Source organism: bacterium (assembly GCA_013360215.1).
In the GTDB taxonomy this organism is placed as follows: domain Bacteria; phylum CLD3; class CLD3; order SB21; family SB21; genus JABWCP01.
Window position 1 is genome coordinate 1 of the sequence record JABWCP010000032.1, and the last position, 18,185, is coordinate 18,185.

Genomic DNA, 18,185 nt, shown 5'->3' on the forward strand with positions numbered 1-18,185 from the left:
ATACTTGCCTCCTTCACTAGGAGACAATAATACGGCTTTCTAACACGACATTTCTACTTTGCTATATTAGGACATTATTACCTTGCCGAGATAGTTATTATTCCCTTGCAAATCCGCATACAAAAATAATATCCCCGTGCCTTTATATTTAATGTGTAACTCGTAATCATTATTAAGTCGTCTATCACATCACATAAAAAAACCTCCGCTTCATACAGCGAAGGTTGATGATAATATGATTTTTGTTATGATGCTGGCCGGTGCGATCAAATGCAATTTATAATGTTGCTGTAGTTACTTTAGATGAGATTGTAAAGCTGCCTTTTTGCGTTCCACCGGAATAAGTGCCGCCGGAATACAATCCATTTGTCACGGTTGCTCCGGTACAATTACCGCCGGTAAACACTTTGTAGGTCGCTCCATTTTGAAGAAGCGGTGATGAAAATACGAAGTAATAAGCAACCCTTATGGGTGCGTAGGTGACCAAACTATTTCCTTCGGAATCCTGTATATTGAATAAACGGCCCGGCGATACATTGCTGTTTATTTTTATCAAAGCCGTGTATTGTGTAGATGTCGTACTCGTCGCTTCGATCATTGGTCCGGCATTAGGTCCCGATGCAATGAGCAAACCTCCGGAAATGTTAAAATTTCCGTTACAATCAATAGCCACTTCCGGATATACCTTTGGCCCTTGCGCGATCACCACACCGCCGGTCATTTCTATGTTTCCATTGGCATCGATCGCATCACCGTCCGATGAATTCAACGCTATCGTGCCTCCGGCAAAAGTTAACAAACTACCGTCAACCGCTTCGCCGCCGTTTCCATAGGTCGTATTGACTGCATCATCCGAAGCTGTAACCGATGCATTCCCGTTATTCATCGTCACAAAAGGCGCTTCTAAACCTTCATAGGATTTTGTCACCGTAACTGTTCCGCCATTGATGGTCAACGCGGTTTCGGATTTTATCCCGTCATCGGCGGATGAAACCATGATAGTACCGTCATTGATGGTTATTGCGCCATCGCATTTTATCGCTTTGGCTTCGCTCGTCAACGATCCATAGATATAGCCGGCACCGGTAGTGGTAACGCTGATCGTCCCGTTATTCATCACCATCGTGCTGTCTATATTTATACCTTTACCCGCCGTACCGGAACTGGTAACGGTAACCGTCCCCTGTTCCATCAGAAAATGGCCGTCGCAATCAATCCCCGATGAGGAAACAATATCCGAAGCCGATCCATCATAATAAGCATTACCACCGGTCGTGATCGTGATACTATTGTTGATCAATGTAAGATTACCGCCGGTCTTGATACCTTTAGCACCCGGACCTAAAACCGTGAGTGTAATGGTTTCGTTACTATTGATAGTAGTGTGACTTTCGCTTTTTATCGCATGTGCTTTAGTGCCGGATGTAGTGACATGGATCGTACCGCCGGTGATTTGTATGTACGGTGTGACGGATATATCTCCCTCTTCATACGACGCGGTGATGCCTTCGTCTATGGAGTTGACCGTGATGCGTCCGCCAAGGATAGCGATAAATCCTTCTTCGCATTCGATGCCGTCGCCGGAGGCAACAATATTGAGGTAACCGCTCTCCATAGCGAAATAATCATTGGCGTGCACACCATCGGAAGCCACGGCTACAATATCTATACTGCTCTCTTTGATATAAATATAATCATCACTGGCAATGCCGTGTTTGTAATTCCCTTTCACTTTTAGTAAACCGGTACCGCTGAAACTAAGCTGCCCTTCGCTGAACAGCGCCGCTTTCTGATCCTCGGTCGTGGTAACATAGGACGCACCGTCTATCAATCGGTTATTGGTACCATAGACGATGTTGACCGAAACTTTTTTACTCGATTGCACATTTACAGCCGGCCCATTATCATTAGTGATACTTACCCCGTTGAAAACCAAACCAAATTTGTAAGCGCTGTATATTTTGAATATTCCGTCGGAAATTTTTCCGGATAAGACATACTGGATTTCCGTTCCCGTAATCGTGGAATTCACTACCACGTCACCGCCGTCTATAGAAATTGTGACACCTAACGTATCAAACGGATTACTAACCGAAATCGAAGAGTCGGAATACGCTATCGTAACAGCATGAGCAAAAGTGGTATCCAATGTATGACCAAAAAAGTCATCTTCGCTGCTGTTACGACTACGATGCTCATCACAATTTTGTAATGCCGTTACTGTCAGAGCAAAAAAAATGATTACCAAAAGCCTCTGCATGCGTACCACAGATTTCTCTTTTAATGCGTGAAAGGAAAGAATATTTGAATCACCCGTGTTCATCATTCCGATGCTCGGTAAGTGAAGAAGTTTGATTTTTACGATTACTCTGACCGCTTCGTCCCGTCGGCAATGTCTTAAGCTTAACACAAATTTCCAAACAAAATAAACACAGACATTGCCCGTTCACATAACTAAATATTGAGGCGATGTAATTTTTTTTGTACGTTGGATGATTCACATTCAATCCGGAATACCATCATGGCTGATCCCAAATCTCTTGAAGCGTTAGAACAACGGCTCAATCATATCACGCATACACTTATCGCAGCCCAACAAGAAATCGGAAGACTGCGCAGTGAAATACAAACACTACGTGCAGACGGTCATCCCGCGTCCTCACCGCTTACGGTTGAAGAAAAATCACATACCGTTTCACCAACTCCGGTTACAACGGCTTACACTATCGCCAAACCGGCCGTCTCGGAAATACCCAAACCCAAAATCCGCGCCGAAGAACCTAAAAAGAATATCGAAGCTTTTATCGGCGGCAAACTTCTGACGATCATCGGTATTGTCGTATTGGTTATCGGATTGGGCATATTGGTGATCGCCGCCATAGAAGCTGACATGATCGGACCCATTGGGCGTGTCATGATCGGGATTTTGTCCGGACTCGGTTTATTGGTCGTCGCAAAAAAACTCAAACGCACGTACGAATTGTTTTCTGCGGCTTTGTTGAGCGGCGGCATGGCAACGCTTTATTTTAGCGTGTTTGCAGCCTTTTCTTTTTACGCTCTGATTCCTCAATGGGCGGCTTTCGTGATGATGCTTATGCTCACGATCTTTACCGTACTGGCGGCTACACGCTATGATCGCCAGATCATCGGCGTGATGGGCCTTGTCGGCGCCTACGGCGTGCCTTTTTTGATAAGCACCCAAAGCGGACAAATTTTAATTCTGCTTTCATACATCACTTTGGTCAATGCCGGTATTTTGATACTTGGTTTTCGTAAAAACTGGCGCATCATGAATCATACGGCATTTGTTTTGACATGGGCTATTTTTACGGCGTGGTTGGTTGATCGTTATGACGAAAAAACACAACTCCCTATCGCGTTGGGATTCAGCACATTATTTTATATCAAATTTTATTTACTCTTTATTGCATACAAAATCCGCTCCAAAGAACCTTTCGCGGCATACGATATCATCCGTCTGCTGGGAAATAGTTTTGTTTATTATGGCGTCGGATACGGTATTTTGGATTCGGTATCACACGGTGCATATCAGGGATTATTTACGATGGGCATCGCGACGACACATATCGCATTTGGTTATTATTTACGAAAAACCCAAAACGGAGAGCGCGCTTTGGTGCTCGCCGTAGCAGGTATGACGCTTATTTTTACGGCTATAGCTATTGTCGTTCAGTTAGAAGGACATTGGGTAACCATGCTCTGGCTCGCCGTCGCATCGGTTGTTTTTTGGATGGGTCGTTCACAAAACGAGGTCTGGTATGTACGCATGGCCGTCCTATTATACGGCATCGGATTCATTAGTTTTATTCATGATCAGCAGCATGTGGTTTTGGTTAATGCCGATCTTGTCGTCGTATGGAAACCCGTTTTCAATCTCAATTTCCTGAGTGCACTGTGGGCCATCGGTGCGTTTGCTTTTTCCCAATACATTATTTTTCATCCGTCATACGTCACCAAGAATGCAGCCCCATCCCAAATAGATCGTATCGGTTTGATGATAATTTCTGGTTTAACAGCGCTGACCGTGTTTTTTGCTTTTGCGTATGAAATTCATTTTTATTTCCAATCGCTATACCGACAAACATACACCGATTGGCATGATATCGCCCGTGCCGACATTTCGTTCTTATATTACAATACGGCATGGATTAGTTTATACGCCGGATTGTTTTTATATGCCTTCACGGTTTTGAGCCGTCGTTTTTATAAGGACTGGAAAGGCTTTATCGTGGCGTCCGTTTTAGCGGGCTTTTATCTTATCCTTGTGTTGACACAGACGGTAGACGCCATGGGCGCACTGAGAAGCTTTTATATTGCTCCGCCCGGTGAATATCCTTTTGTCGTCGGCTTCTCTTCGATGCTTATCCGGTTTGGCGTCTGGTCTGCCGTAGGATTACTTTTATACGGAATATCATCCTATGCCAAAGCGGCAGAACCCAAGTTTAGCGAACCCTTGCACGTCATCATCAACATCTGCGTGATTATCATCTTGTCCGTCGAATTAAAAAATGCCTGGCTCGTAACCCATGCGGATGATATTTCACTACTTGAAACACAAGTATATCGCATCGGATTTACCATATTATTCGGCATCTACTCTCTGACGTTGATCGCTATCGGTATATGGAAACGCCACCGTATGATGCGTTATTTCGCGATCGCTTTATTTGCACTCACGCTCGTCAAAATTTATACTTACGACATGCAAAACCTTAGTTCGTTTAACCGAATTCTTCTTTTTATTCCTCTGGGGCTTATCTTGTTATTGGTTTCCTTCTTATATCAAAAATTCAAACACATTATCACGGGCGATGAAAAAACAAATGCGTAGATTGTTCCTTTTTTTATTAATCGTGTCCGGCACTACAGCGTACGGACAATTTTCCTCCTACCGCATGGCCGCTGATTTGGACTCCGTTCGGCAAAACGGCTGGCATCATTTGCACATTTTACCTTCGTGGCTAGCACAGATGCGCGGGGACAAAGCCGACGTAAGGCTGTTTTCTTTTCGCAAAAATGATACGCTGGAGACACCGTACTTGGTGCACAAAAGTGAAGATCGTATGCGTACCAAAGAAATTCCGGTTCACACTATCAATCGCGGCATTTCGGGCCGTACACTTTTTCTCACGCTGTCACAACCTTCAAAAAAGATCATCAATACTCTGACGTTTTCACCGGAAGCAATTAATTTTAACTGTGGCGTTATCATCGAAGGCAGCGATGATCAAAAAAACTGGATACGTCTCGCGACGGATGAACCGCAACGTATTTTCGGAATTCAAAATTCAGATATTTCATATCGCTATACCACACTTCGTTTTACAGAAACCAATTTTCGGTATTTACGATTACAACTGAGTGACGCGAGCCAACTCGGTACGGTCCATGTTGAAGCTACCGAGAATACCGTGGATTGGGCCGAATTGGACACCTTACGTATAACCTCGACAACGACAACAGAAAGCCATACCGCCCATACGACGGAAATGATTATGGAATTTGAAAATCCATCGTCGGTAGATCGCTTACAATTACGTTTTTCCAACACGGGAGACTTTTATCGGTCGGTGGATGTACTGGCGCGCGGCGACAGTATCGGCGGTCGTAACAGAAACAACGCCTGGTGGTACCCTGTTTCATCCGGTGTAGTCAGTTCTTTGGAACCGGCCATCCTGCGCAACTTGTCAGTACGCGCTTCCGCGATAAAGCTTATCATCCACAATCACAACGATCAACCTTTGAAAATTACGAACGCGATTGCATTAGCCGAACGAACCTACTTAGCCGCTAAGTTGGAGAAAAACACACGCTACGTTTTGACCTTTGGAAAAAAGAATGATCAAGCCCCGCGTTATGATGTCGTTTATTTTCAGGAAACGATACCTTCGGTTTTACCGATAATTTCTGCCGGTGTAAGTTATAGCCTGCAAAGTGCGAACAACGTAACAACGTTTGGTCAAAACTGGTGGATATGGCTATTACTTATCGTAGCCGCGGTAATACTCGGATGGATGGCGATGGGTTTGATCAAGGAGAAATAAAAACCGGTTTTCACTTAGCCCAATGATTCCACTGTAGTGTCAAATATGCATTTCTTCCGCGTCCCGGCATTTTTTGAATGTTGGCATGTTCACGGTAATCGGTATCCAAAACATTTTCTACACCCCATTGCAATTCCGCGTGTTTATTCACTTTTATACCGCCTCGGATTGTAAATAAGGTAAAACCGTGCGTGCGATGTTCAACCGCCTGTTGTTTGGCAAAACGGTTTTGTGAAGCGGCCGTTTTATTAGACAATTCAAACCAATACGAACCCGGCACCCAACGCACACTGTTTAAAACTTCAAGCGGCGCCATACCGGGCATCGGTTCATCCCATGCACTTACGCGGCTGTAACGGTATGAGGCTGTAATCTGCCATGCGATGGTATTGGTAATACTTCGAAAATGCGACGCTTCGATACCGGCAAGATCCGCGTGATGGACGTTTTCAATTTGTTTGAACAGCGTATCGGTGGTAATACCTGCGATATAGCGATCAATCCGTGTGTAAAAAATCTGCGCTTTGGAAATATGCTTATCCGTTTTGTATTCGTACGACAGTTCCGATTGATAACTGATCTCGGGTTTGAGATTGGGATTGCCTGTATAAATAAATCCATCGGACACATTATAAAAATAAAAACCATAGTTCTCGATATGCGTCGGCGTACGCGCCGTCCGTGCGAGCGCTAATCGCAATTTTTGATCGGCCATCATTTGCCATTCCGCAGCCGCACTGGCGCTAAAAGTTATGTATGATGTATTGAGGTGCGTCCGGTTCCAATATCCTTCCAACTCCCGGCGACCGATATCATCATGCAGGGAACGAACGGAATAATCCAAACGGAATGATGATTTGAAAACAATTTTTTCCGTTAACAAACGACGGTATTCGGCGGCGGCGGCGTAGTTATAAACATGCGTTGACCCGATATTGACGAGGTACATCGGCGAAACCTCGGGATCCAAACTTTGCATATCCATATCGGCAAACGCCGTCATACGATAAAAATCCACAACCCATTTGATGCCTTGAATATTGTCGCCGGTATAGAGATTGCTCGAAAAACCGATCGTACGCGTATTGCCGTACATCGGCATATACATATTCGGCATAAAATCACGTGCCGTGACATCTCTGTCGTAGTCATCCATATCATGATCCACCATGTTAAAATACACTTTGGTATTCAAAAACGATGCATGATGCCAAGGTTGTCTCCACTGGTGTTCAAGACCAAAAATATTGGCCACTGCGCGGCGGGTATCCATCAGCAAAACGGGATAACCGGCATCGGTTGCAACATCGCGAATATACGATGCCGTCCAGGTATGATTACCGTTTTGGTGCGCAATATCCGTTTTAACGTTGGATTTATTATATCCTGAATTATGCATCAAACGGCCGTCACCGGCACGGAAATCATCGGACTTGCGAAGCGAAACGCCCGCGCGTGCGGCCCATGCACCGCCGGACCAATTGGTGGTCGAGCGCACAAAACGCAAATGAGATACGTTTTCATATCCGGTTTGTACGCCGATGGCAAAGGGTACGGAAAAATCGGGTTTGCCCGTTCTGAGATTGAGTGATCCACCGATCGTCTGCCCGGCGCTCATATCGAAACCGCCTTTAGCAACTTCGATTTTTTCGAGATTATCTATTTCGACGTACGACGTGACGGGATCCATTTTGTCAATGCACGCGCCAAAAATTTTCATATCATCCACAAGCACCTGAATTTGGCCGCCGCTTAGCCCCCGGATGGCCGGTTCTAATCCGAAATTGCCGCGACGAATCAGGGAAAGGCCGTCTGTTTTTTCAAGAATGTCGTCCGTGGTGTTGAGTTTCTTTTCAAGATAATACGATTCCTGCTGTTGCTCGATCCACGGGGCTGAAACAATGACTTCTTCTTCAAAACGAATCGCATTGCTGCGAAGAAAAACAGGCATGATTCTTTTTTCGCTAAAATGGTCCACGCTCACCCATGCGGTTTGGTACCCGACGCACGAAATGCGCAGTTTGTATTTGCCGTGATGACGCGGAAGATGAAAGTAACCGGCGCTGTCGGCTATCGTACCTTCTTCCGTGCTGTCCATCCGTATATGCGCATAACGCACGGCTTCGCGGGTTTCTTCATCCACGATACGACCATGCACCATCGTAGCGTGTTCCTGAGCTTGTACGGATAGGGTTACCAAAACAACTAACCCTGTACAGTATTTGATGATCATTAACATAGGTTTCATATTTACACTCAATGAATTAGCGAAACTTTTTACTTTCAAATCATGCGGCTTCCGGGAGGCTCTCCGAAAGCCGCATGGACTCTACATACTAATCAACGGTAACATCAAAATGCGTTTCCACAACGGTTGCCGCATTGCGGGTAATGCTGACATCCACTTGCCAATCGCCGGTCATCGTAAAATTGACTTTTCCGCGATATACGGCGCCGCTAACATACACCGGATCTACGTTATTAGGCGATCCGTGTCCCATAGACGGCATCGTCGGTTCGATCGCAAGAGTCGCATCGGTCACATCGGGAAATGACATCATGGATACGCGCTCATGCACCATCAGCTCCAATGTGTTCAAACCGACTTCCGGTACACGCGGTTTTTTCCATGAAAGAATGTACGACTTCGCATCCGTTCCCGTTACGACTTTACAACGATTGGAAGATTTGACCTTGGGTTCGATCATCACCGAACCTTCTTTACCGCTGTGGTGATCGTGAAATTCCACTTCCAATTCCCAATACTCCATGTCATTGCCCGGCATTTGAAATACGACATACCCTTCAAATAATCCTTCTTCCGCTTCTTCACTTTCCGGATTACCGTACGGTGCGGCATGTGTCATTTCCGTCATATGCATCACCGGTGACAAGTGAATATGCCCTTCGTCAAGTATTTCTCCGCTCGCCGAATCCTGCAAACGCGTATAGATCGCGTTATATCCGGTAGTCAACGTATCTTCGGAATACACCGAAACCAAAACACCTTGATCGTATCCTTGACCTATCAAAACCATATCGTTGACGGGATCGGACGAATTTTTGTCTTTTTCACAAGACGAAATAAAAACAACCGTCATGATGATAATTGCTAACCAACGTAACATGATAAACGCTCCCAATTTTTTTTTGATATACTTCGCACACGCGTCGCTCCAAACTTCTTTTTTTGAAGCTTAACTGCAGGGCGCATAAAATTTGACCTGTCATCGTGACGATACACCACACTCCGGTACGTAACTGACGGTCGTACTCAGAGCATTGTCATTGTATCTGTTCGATGATCCCATTGAACTAACCGGATGTCTCACATCATTGCAAAGCACGATGCACCGAGCATCCGTTGTTTGGAAAAGAGTTTAGGCACGCGGCGGGTGAAAAATATCGGAAGGCGTTTTTGAAATGAAAATCGGTTGCGTGAAAGAGGAAAGTATCGTCGTATAATGAAATTCGGCTATAATTATAGCCGGTCGGATATGAACCGCAATTAATGATTCGCGTTGCATTTCGCCGTTACCTTTGGTGCCGCAGCCTTCATTGCGTATCGAGCAGGCGTCCGCATCCGCTTGTGTGACATTTTTATGATCGCAGGTACATGCTTTGCCTTGCGACAAACAGCAACACGTTTTGACGCTGCTTTCGCTAATAGCACGAAAAGCCTGCGGCAACCCTGCTGAAAATAGCGTTACGACTAAAAGAAATGCCGGTATTTTGATTTTTAAAATACGCATATCACCACGGGTTTCCACGAACTATCATGACGGCCAAAAAAACAATAATCAGACTGATTAGCAGATTTACGCGGCCGATCCAAGACGCCGCTTTGCGCAGTCCGGGTACCGACGGATGATCCGGGGTATCGCGCCACATACGGGTGGCTTTGGGTCCAAGCCAAAAATCATGCAAACCGCCAAGCACTAATAGCAGCATAAACAGCGTGATTTTAATTCCCAGTGTGTGCCCGAAATGGCTGTCATAAAATTCGGATTTAAAAAAATCACCCCAGGAATACCCTCGGGCAAATACATTATATAAACCGGTAGTGAGCAGCAAACCAAATACGATCCAGCCCCAAAAACGAAAACGTTCTCCGGCCCATAATACGATTTTCGGTGCCACATTTTTATAATCCGGATTGCGGAGAAGCGGAACAAACACAATCACAAAAAAAATCAAACCGCCCACCCAAATCATGGCACAAAGAATATGCAGAAATACGGATATAAAATAACCGGTCAACATGATTTAGAAATCCTTTTTTAAAAAGTGTCGCTTGGCAACAAATAACGGTATCACAGCCCATCCTACCAAGGCCGCCAAAGATACAATAACACCGAGAGAACCGCCAAAGAATTTTTTAAACGCAGCCCCTGTATAACCCATCATCGCGGCAACATCCATTTTCATCAGTATCATCGAGCGCGCAATATTGATGGGATTGAGCATACTGATGCCGATCAGCGGTTTTTCCAACGGATAGTCGGCGAAGGCATACACGATGTATAACACCATGCCATCAAAAAGTAACGCCAGAGCGAACCACAGGCCTAGAGCAAAACCGATGCCTTTGAGTTTGTCATCTGTGCGCATTGCAATACCAAAAGCCAGCGCGCTAAAAATCAGCGTTAGCAATAAACCTGTCCCCAGCAACATTACAGGGATTCGCCAATCCGGTATCGAGTTATAACCGAACATCAGTATCGGAACACCTGCGCCGACGACAAACCCTCCTGCCAGCGGCAGCGCCATTCCGAGATACACGCCCCAAAATAGTTTGCTGCGACGTATCGGTTGGCACAGAAGAATTTCAATAAATTCGCGCGAGTGATATACATGCATGGCGCCGAATATCATACTTACCAGCGGTACGATAAGAAGCAAAATCTGCGTCATCGTCAGAAATACGCGACTTGCATCCCCTTGCAATTGAAACAACCCGAAGGTCAGCACAAAGAAAAAAGCCGTGTACAAAATGATCCATTTATTACGGATCTGATCGTACCATTCGAATTTTAGTATTTTTTGGAGAGCGTCCACAGTCCAAGTCCTTTCATCAAATGTGCGATGGATCGTTCGAGCCGTTCTTCGCCGGTCTTTTGACGCAGATCTTCGATCGTACCTTCAAAATTGACGCACCCTTCATTTAAAAACAAAACACGATCGGTGATTTCTTCCAATTCACTCATCACATGCGACGTAATGATCACCGTGCGACCGTTATTTTTTTCTTTGAGAATTTTATCCTTGAGTAACGTACTCGATACGGGATCAAGCCCGGCGGTGGGTTCATCCAATATCAGTACATCCGGCCGAAAAAGAAAAGCGAGGTACGCATTCACTTTTTGTTTGGTTCCGCCGGAGAGGTGTTTGAGTGCTTTACTGATTTCCCTTTCGAGCTGCAGTGAACGCATCAACTCTTCATCGCGATCCGTAACCATATCGCGAAGATCGGCCATAAGCGATAATAGTTCGTGCACTTTCATGTTTTCGGGAAACCGCGCGGTCTGTGGCATATATCCGATACGCCGACGGTATTCGGCATCCTGTGGTGCTATCGCTTTGCCGTCCAGCGTGATCAAACCGCTGTCGGGTGTTACCAAACCGAGTATGGATTTGATAAGCGTGGATTTGCCGGAACCGTTAGGTCCGATGATGGCTGTGACTTTTCCGGTATCAAACGAAGCGTTGACGCGATTGAGCACGCGCTGTTCGCCAAAATTTTTGATTAGTGATTGGATTGTTATCATAAGCACCGCCCCATTTTGGGTTTGTCGTCCATGAGCGCCGCCGGTGTAAGCGACGGAATAATGCGCTCGACCAGATCGAGGGCGACGATCGTGAGGCTGCGCATGAGGATCATCGCTTCCGTATGCTGTTCGGAAATCACGGAAAAAAGACTTACGGGGCGATACGGCTCATCACCGACTCCGTCGCGATCCAGATCATAACCGCTGTAATTGGACCAATAGTTCATCGAAAACGTATTGCGGTTACTGCGCGAATTGGTCGCTACGTCAAACGCATTATTCTCAAAATCGTTTTCCGTAAAAAAATTATCTGTACAGTTTCCTAAAAGCCGCAACGCCCAGCCGTTGTGTACAAAACGGTTCCTCCGCATCGTCATACGATTGGACCCTTCCATGTGCACGCCGGCGGTATTGTTCTCGAACACATTATCACGAATATCACTGTCGGTAATATCTTTGAGCAATATCCCATACGATGCCGGACCCCAGTTACGGCGAAATGTATTACCGTACATCGCAATATACCGTGTGTACATCACGGCCACACCGGCCGAGTTTTCTTCAAATGTATTACCCGTGTATGTACAACTGTCAGAAAACATGAAATGCAGCCCGTAGCGCAGATTACCTAAACTGTGATTATTGCGAATGATGCTGGATTTGACAAATTCGAAATAAATACCGTCACGATGTCCGTTGATAGCATTATTTTCGATCGTGATCGCGCGGCAATACCAGAGATGAATGCCGTTACCGGACGAGGATTCTGTTTTGCCGTCGCTGGATATAAAATTATTTCGCACCAAGCAAAAACTGCTTTTGGCGAGATAGATCGCAAAAAAATTCTTTTCAAACCGATTATCTTCGATCGTCACAAAACGTGCGTCGTTGACTTTGACGGCGGCATTTTCCTGCGTGTAACTTATACCTGCACGGACAAATACAAATCCGCGTACAGTCACATACGACGCTTCGATGCGCCAGATTTCCGATGTAGCGAGACCGTCCATCACGGGCCAATCCACGCCGATCAGTACGACTTGTTTTTGGATCCAAAGCGGTCCCTCGGCATAACGTCCTTTGTGAACAAAGATCGTGTCTGTATTTTTCGCCGCTTCCAATGCCGATCGCACGGACGAATACGAAAATCCTTCTCCGACGTGCAAGGCTTTGGCAAAAACCGTCGTACCCAGCATCACGGCCAACAAACTATGTATGATCCATTTTCGCATATCAGAGTTTTTCAAAATGCGCCGTAAAATGACGCAAAAATTTCGGTTCGTAGGTGATTTTATAGCCGCGCACTTTTTCTTTATTCTTTACGATTTCATCGAAAACTTCGATCACATAATCCACGTGGCTTTGCGTATATACACGTCGCGGAATCGCAAGGCGTACGAGTTCCATCGGCGAAGGAATCAATTTTCCGGACGCTTCGTATTTGCCAAACATCACTGAGCCCACTTCCACGCAACGAATACCGCCGACTTTGTAAAGTTCGCAAACAAGCGCTTGCCCGGGGTATTGATCCACGGGAATATGCGGATACAGGTCTTTGGCATTGATATACACCGCATGACCGCCGACGGGTAGCATGATCGGTACGCCGAGCGCGTTGATTTTTTCACCGAGATACTGCGTGCTGCGAATGCGATACTTGAGATAATCTGCGTCAAAAACTTCCTGCAAACCCACGGCCATAGCGTCCATATCACGACCGGCTAGTCCGCCGTATGTGGTAAAACCTTCGGTAATGATCAAAAGATTGGTACAAGCTGCGGCGATCGCATCGTCACGCAATGCCAGAAATCCGCCGATATTGACAAGCCCATCTTTTTTGGCGCTCATCACACAACCATCGGCAAGATCAAACATGGCCTGCGCAATTTCTTTATATGAAAGATGCGCACACTCCGCTTCGCCATGTTTGATAAAGTATGCATTTTCTGCGACGCGGCAGGCATCTATGATAAACAAAATTTTGTACTTCGCGCAGAGTTCACTCAAAGCACGGGCATTGGCAAGGCTCACGGGTTGGCCGCCGCCGGTATTATTGGTAACGGTCAGGATAACGGCAGCGATATTTTCAGCGTTGTATTTTTTAATCCAATACTCGACCTGTACCAAATCAATATTACCTTTGAAAGGGTGTGGCTTACCGGGCTCCAGCGCCTCGGGGATGGGGCAATCGATCGCCGTGGCGCCGGAAAATTCGATATTGGCCCGGGTTGTGTCAAAGTGCGTATTACTCAAAAAAACTTTACCTTTGCCGCCCAGATGGCCGTACAGAATGCGTTCGGCTGCGCGCCCCTGATGCGTCGGCAGAATGTGAGGATATCCGGTAAGGTCTTTGACGACGGACTCCAGACGTTCCCAACTTTGTGCGCCGGCATAGGATTCGTCACCGCTGATCATAGCGGCCCATTGTTTATGACTCATAGCCGACGTACCGCTGTCCGTCAAAAAATCAATCAGCACATGCTCGGATTTGAGCAAAAAAGGATTGTAGTGCGCTTGATGCAAAAGTTGTTGACGTTCCTCTTCGCTCGTCATATAAATGGGTTCAACCATTTTGATACGAAAAGGTTCAATAATAACATTGTGTTTCATTGTCGTTTTCCTGATAGTTTTTCGGTTACAATGGACACAATATAAATTTTCATGCTTCTTTTTTTTCTGACAAAAGTCATATTTTAAAAACGATTTTCTTTTTCTATGTAAGCTTTGAGTTGTTCCCAACTCATAATGTCGCCGCTGTTTTCTTTCTGTGCATTTTCGACGGCTATATTCCCGTTATAAGCGGAGAGAAACAAACCCATCGGGCTGGGTCTTTTTTCGCTGCGCAGATAGCGCGCATCTTTGGCCGGAATAAACGTTTCGGGCTGATCAAAGGTCGTCACCCAGATCGTACCTTGATCGTTGGCTGATTTTTGTTGATGATAATACTTCACCAAACATTCGATGGAATCAAATTTGTAAATTTTTCCTTTTTCGGTTACCCACTCGCTGCCAAAACGGCGATCCGTAATGCCCATACGGCAATGGGCGCACTCGTCTTGTCCATAGGCGATGGGTTCGGGCCCGGACGTACAAGACCATACCAGTAATGATAACAGGCTAAGCAGCGCCGGGAATCGGTTTGACCGCAACATGGTTTTTTTCCTCCGTGATGGACGTGTTTTTACGTGATACGAAAAGAACATACAACGTGATCAAAAATGATAATCCTGCCAGAATGCCTCCGATACTCGGTAGCGATGTCGTATGCATATTCAGAAGCTGTTTGCTTCCGATAAGCGGCGGTTGATAGCTCATACCGGGAATTTTGATCGCCGCATGCGGGTTGAGATTATGACCGTAGTCGTATTCCCACAAATAAAAATCCACCAAACCTGCGATCAAAATCGCCAAAAATAAAAACGCCCATACGCCAAGGATTTTTCGTTTTCCAATCCACGCCGCTAAAAGCCCCGTTAGAATCAAAAAACCTACAAAATAGGGCATGATTTTAAGTTCGGGTATGGATTCGGGCGTAATTTCTTTCATGCCGATATAGTGATTGAGACCATTGATAGTTCTGAGGTCGTGCTGATTTTCGCCGCTGATTTTATTGACCCAAATATAGAGACCGAGCCCTTCGGGATATTGCGGCGCATCAAGCGTGATTTTCCAAAGCGGCGTAAAATATATACCGGTCAGTATAAGCGAAGCCACCGCAATCAGTATTTTTTGTCGTTTATTCATAACACACCTTACAAAGAAAATAAAGGGGAGGTTTTTTGAGCCTCCCCCAAAATTCAAACTTATTTACCTGTGCTAAATGTCAGCGCGGTATTGGAACCGGCAGCCGAAACGCGAACGTAACCTTGCATTTCCTGATGCAATGCGGAGCAGAAATCCGTGCAATACATCGGATAAACGCCGGGTGTCTTCGGTTCCCAACGTACGGTAGCGGTTTCACCGGGCATGATCAGAAGTTCCGCATTGTTATTGCCTTTGATGGCAAATCCGTGCGGCACATCCCAATCTTGTTCGAGATTGGTTACATGGAAATAAACCACATCACCGACCTTGACGCCTTCGATATTGTCCGGCGCAAAGTGAGAGCGCGAAGCGGTCATATACACATGCACTTCTTTGCCTTCACGAACGACTTTGGCATCTTTTTCGCTCTTGGTCGCATACTTATGTTCGTTTTTATTGATGTCAAAAATTTTGACTTCATGTTTGCGAACGAGATCCGCCGCAATACCTTGAGCATAGTGCGGTTCGCCTATCGTCGGGAAATCCGACAACATGCGCATTTTGTCGCCGCTTATATCGATCAACTGAGCGGATTGCGTGAGCTCCGGACCCGTCGGAAGATAACGGTCTTTGGTGATTTTATTCATCGCCAATACATATTTGCCCCACGGTTGTTTACTGTCGCCGCCGGGGATCATGAGGTGACCGATCGAATAGTAGGTCGGCATGCGGTCAACGACTTCCCACGTACCGAGTTTCCATTTGACAACTTCCGATGATACGAAGTGGGACGTATACGCATAACCTTTACCGTCAAATTCGGTATGGAGCGGTCCGAGGCCCGGTTCTTGTACTTCACCGGCCAATACGGCATCGTATTTGAGAACAGGAATACCATCGCGATCGCCGTCAAACGCTTTGCCTTCGATGGCTTTGATCATCTTGCTGAAAGAAAATACGGGAATAACTGTAGCCAGCTTTCCGCCACCGACGATGTATTCGCCGGACGGATCCACGTCAGCGCCATGCGGAGATTTCGGGCAAGGCATCAGATACAACATATCGGGACAATCTTTGGGATCCAGCATCATCACTTGTTTTTTCTTTTCGGAAATCGTGGTGTGCTTATTGTCATCATAACGGTTGATATAATATTCCGAAGCCCAAGGTTTCGCTTTGCCCTGTTTGATATATTCTTCGGCTTTCTTCCAGTTTACCGCCATGATGAAATCTTTATCATTCTGGCTGGCATTGACTTCAAGCAACGTATGCGCTTGTTCCGTATTGTACGTGGAGAAGAAGAACCATCCATGAGACGGACCTTTACCGGCATGGCTCAGATCATAGTTGAAACCCGGCACCAGTATCTGGAACGCGAGATCCATGTGGCCTTCTTTAGGATCAACTTTGACAAATGAAATCGCGCCTTTGAAATTTTGTTTGTACGAATTGATCGCTACGTCGGCTTGCGGTGTCGGCACGCTAAAACGTGTCGCCGATACGACGTACTCCGTATTGATCGTCGTGAACGGCGAAGCGTGGCTGCCGCCGCTATTGGGAATTTCGATGATTTCTTCGGTACGGAATGTACCCAAATCAATACGCGCGATACGCGGCGAATTATTGGCATTGATAAAAAGCCAACGTCCGTCCGGAGTACCGTCGGTCATGGATAATTCAGGATGGTGGCTGTCGTCCCAGGGAATGAAGCCGTCCGTCGTCTGAAGCATACCTTTGGTTTCTTCATTGAAGCCCCAGCCGTTTTCAGGGTTTACGGCAAAAACAGGGATCGTTTTGAAAAGGCGACCGCTTGGCAGACCATAGACAGACACCTGACCACTAAAGCCGCCGGAGAGAAATGCATAGAACTCATCATAACTTCCGGGTGGAACAAACACTTTGGATGCGGCATCACCGCTACCGATCGTTGCCTCTTTTTTTGCAGGGCACCCGATCCAGACCGCGGCTAATGCGAGCACAACCAACGACGCATAAACTATGCGTGCGGATGGTTTTCGGAACATAAGAGCCTCCTCGATCACTCAGATCGTTTTTTTGTTTTATGTAAACGATGGTATAAGCCATCGAAATCATCACGAAGGTTTTTTCGCGTTTTCATTAGCATGGCGCAGATACTCTAAGATGGCACGGCATTCGTCCATCGTGAGATTCTGATTGGCCATCGGAATCAAAAATTGTGCGAATAATTTTTTGGCATCCGGATGATTCTTGATCATACCTTCCGGATTGAGCATCATATTCATCACGTATTCCGGTTTTCGGATTTTGAGTACATCCTGGAGCGGCGGGCCGACCAGTTTGGTATCCAAACGATGGCAGGCGTAGCACTTGGTTTCAAAGGCTTTTTCGCCCTTTTTGACCAGTGTCGTATTGATGGCTTCCAATTTCAGTTCCTCTTTGACCGGGCCGATACCGTGTTCTTTTTCAAATGCCGTCAATCCGGCATACGGGTCCGGTTTGGCAGGTTTATTGGCGGCTTCTCCCCAAGAAGCTTTGGCTTCTTCATTGGATGAACCGCAAGCTGTCATAGATATGGCGGCCGCGAAAATGGCGAGCGCTAACACATAGGATTTCATGATATTTTCCT

Annotated in this window: 15 protein-coding genes; 2 read left to right on the top strand and 13 right to left on the bottom strand. The window is 46.0% G+C overall.

The window, feature by feature from the left end; genetic code table 11:
• Positions 1 to 277: 277 nt before the first annotated feature.
• Complete coding sequence (locus HUU58_14180) at positions 278 to 2,269, bottom strand: carbohydrate-binding domain-containing protein (protein ID NUN46821.1); 1,992 nt, start codon at positions 2,267 to 2,269, stop codon at positions 278 to 280.
• Positions 2,270 to 2,521: 252 nt separating this feature from the next.
• On the opposite strand from HUU58_14180, the gene HUU58_14185 reads away from it, so the two are divergent.
• The gene (locus HUU58_14185) at positions 2,522 to 4,852 is read left to right on the top strand and encodes a DUF2339 domain-containing protein (GenBank protein ID NUN46822.1); all 2,331 of its coding nucleotides are present in this window, start codon (positions 2,522 to 2,524) and stop codon (positions 4,850 to 4,852) included.
• Positions 4,845 to 6,065 carry a DUF3999 family protein gene (locus tag HUU58_14190; GenBank protein NUN46823.1) on the top strand — a complete coding sequence of 407 codons (1,221 nt, stop codon included), beginning with the start codon at positions 4,845 to 4,847 and terminating at the stop codon, positions 6,063 to 6,065. The genes HUU58_14185 and HUU58_14190 overlap by 8 nt, the downstream gene beginning before the upstream one ends.
• Positions 6,066 to 6,075: 10 nt before the next feature.
• On the opposite strand, the gene HUU58_14195 is transcribed toward HUU58_14190, so the two are convergent.
• The 12 genes from HUU58_14195 to HUU58_14250 all read right to left on the bottom strand — a co-directional run bounded on the left by HUU58_14195 (position 6,076) and on the right by HUU58_14250 (position 18,174).
• Entirely contained in the window at positions 6,076 to 8,313 is a 2,238-nt protein-coding gene (locus HUU58_14195) for a TonB-dependent receptor (protein ID NUN46824.1), read from the bottom strand.
• 88 nt (positions 8,314 to 8,401) lie between these two features.
• Complete coding sequence (locus HUU58_14200; GenBank protein NUN46825.1) at positions 8,402 to 9,193, bottom strand: FixH family protein; 792 nt, start codon at positions 9,191 to 9,193, stop codon at positions 8,402 to 8,404.
• A 252-nt stretch (positions 9,194 to 9,445) separates the two neighbouring features.
• Entirely contained in the window at positions 9,446 to 9,817 is a 372-nt protein-coding gene (locus HUU58_14205; protein ID NUN46826.1) for a hypothetical protein, read from the bottom strand.
• A gap of 1 nt (position 9,818) precedes the next feature.
• Positions 9,819 to 10,328 (bottom strand): CopD family protein, encoded by a 510-nt coding sequence (locus HUU58_14210; GenBank protein NUN46827.1) that lies wholly within the window; start codon positions 10,326 to 10,328, stop codon positions 9,819 to 9,821.
• Between the two features lie 3 nt (positions 10,329 to 10,331).
• The gene (locus HUU58_14215; protein NUN46828.1) at positions 10,332 to 11,123 is read right to left on the bottom strand and encodes an ABC transporter permease subunit; all 792 of its coding nucleotides are present in this window, start codon (positions 11,121 to 11,123) and stop codon (positions 10,332 to 10,334) included.
• Positions 11,099 to 11,833, bottom strand: a complete 735-nt coding sequence (locus HUU58_14220; protein ID NUN46829.1) for an ABC transporter ATP-binding protein — start codon at positions 11,831 to 11,833, stop codon at positions 11,099 to 11,101. Before HUU58_14220 ends, HUU58_14215 begins: the two co-directional genes overlap by 25 nt.
• Entirely contained in the window at positions 11,830 to 13,029 is a 1,200-nt protein-coding gene (locus HUU58_14225; GenBank protein ID NUN46830.1) for a nitrous oxide reductase family maturation protein NosD, read from the bottom strand. The genes HUU58_14220 and HUU58_14225 overlap by 4 nt, the downstream gene beginning before the upstream one ends.
• A gap of 37 nt (positions 13,030 to 13,066) precedes the next feature.
• Positions 13,067 to 14,443: a tryptophanase gene (locus HUU58_14230; GenBank protein ID NUN46831.1), complete on the bottom strand. Its 1,377-nt coding sequence runs from the start codon at positions 14,441 to 14,443 to the stop codon at positions 13,067 to 13,069.
• Positions 14,444 to 14,526: 83 nt separating this feature from the next.
• Positions 14,527 to 14,985, bottom strand: coding sequence for a nitrous oxide reductase accessory protein NosL (locus HUU58_14235; GenBank protein ID NUN46832.1), 459 nt, complete (start codon positions 14,983 to 14,985; stop codon positions 14,527 to 14,529).
• The gene (locus HUU58_14240) at positions 14,951 to 15,577 is read right to left on the bottom strand and encodes a hypothetical protein (GenBank protein NUN46833.1); all 627 of its coding nucleotides are present in this window, start codon (positions 15,575 to 15,577) and stop codon (positions 14,951 to 14,953) included. The genes HUU58_14235 and HUU58_14240 overlap by 35 nt, the downstream gene beginning before the upstream one ends.
• Positions 15,578 to 15,636: 59 nt before the next feature.
• A complete protein-coding gene (nosZ, locus tag HUU58_14245; protein NUN46834.1) occupies positions 15,637 to 17,601 on the bottom strand; it encodes a Sec-dependent nitrous-oxide reductase in 1,965 nt (654 codons plus the stop codon).
• A gap of 69 nt (positions 17,602 to 17,670) precedes the next feature.
• Positions 17,671 to 18,174, bottom strand: a complete 504-nt coding sequence (locus HUU58_14250; protein NUN46835.1) for a cytochrome c — start codon at positions 18,172 to 18,174, stop codon at positions 17,671 to 17,673.
• Positions 18,175 to 18,185: the final 11 nt, after the last annotated feature.

Bases quoted from the DNA above. Each gene is read 5' to 3' on its own strand.
- HUU58_14185 (NUN46822.1), top strand. From the start codon at position 2,522: ATGGCTGATCCCAAATCTCTTGAAGCGTTAGAACAACGGCTCAATCAT.
- HUU58_14190 (NUN46823.1), top strand. From the start codon at position 4,845: ATGCGTAGATTGTTCCTTTTTTTATTAATCGTGTCCGGCACTACAGCG.
- HUU58_14195 (NUN46824.1), bottom strand. From the start codon at position 8,313: ATGAAACCTATGTTAATGATCATCAAATACTGTACAGGGTTAGTTGTT.
- HUU58_14200 (NUN46825.1), bottom strand. From the start codon at position 9,193: ATGTTACGTTGGTTAGCAATTATCATCATGACGGTTGTTTTTATTTCG.
- HUU58_14205 (NUN46826.1), bottom strand. From the start codon at position 9,817: ATGCGTATTTTAAAAATCAAAATACCGGCATTTCTTTTAGTCGTAACG.
- HUU58_14210 (NUN46827.1), bottom strand. From the start codon at position 10,328: ATGTTGACCGGTTATTTTATATCCGTATTTCTGCATATTCTTTGTGCC.
- HUU58_14220 (NUN46829.1), bottom strand. From the start codon at position 11,833: ATGATAACAATCCAATCACTAATCAAAAATTTTGGCGAACAGCGCGTG.
- HUU58_14225 (NUN46830.1), bottom strand. From the start codon at position 13,029: ATGCTGGGTACGACGGTTTTTGCCAAAGCCTTGCACGTCGGAGAAGGA.
- HUU58_14230 (NUN46831.1), bottom strand. From the start codon at position 14,443: ATGAAACACAATGTTATTATTGAACCTTTTCGTATCAAAATGGTTGAA.
- HUU58_14235 (NUN46832.1), bottom strand. From the start codon at position 14,985: ATGTTGCGGTCAAACCGATTCCCGGCGCTGCTTAGCCTGTTATCATTA.
- HUU58_14240 (NUN46833.1), bottom strand. From the start codon at position 15,577: ATGAATAAACGACAAAAAATACTGATTGCGGTGGCTTCGCTTATACTG.
- nosZ (NUN46834.1), bottom strand. From the start codon at position 17,601: ATGTTCCGAAAACCATCCGCACGCATAGTTTATGCGTCGTTGGTTGTG.
- HUU58_14250 (NUN46835.1), bottom strand. From the start codon at position 18,174: ATGAAATCCTATGTGTTAGCGCTCGCCATTTTCGCGGCCGCCATATCT.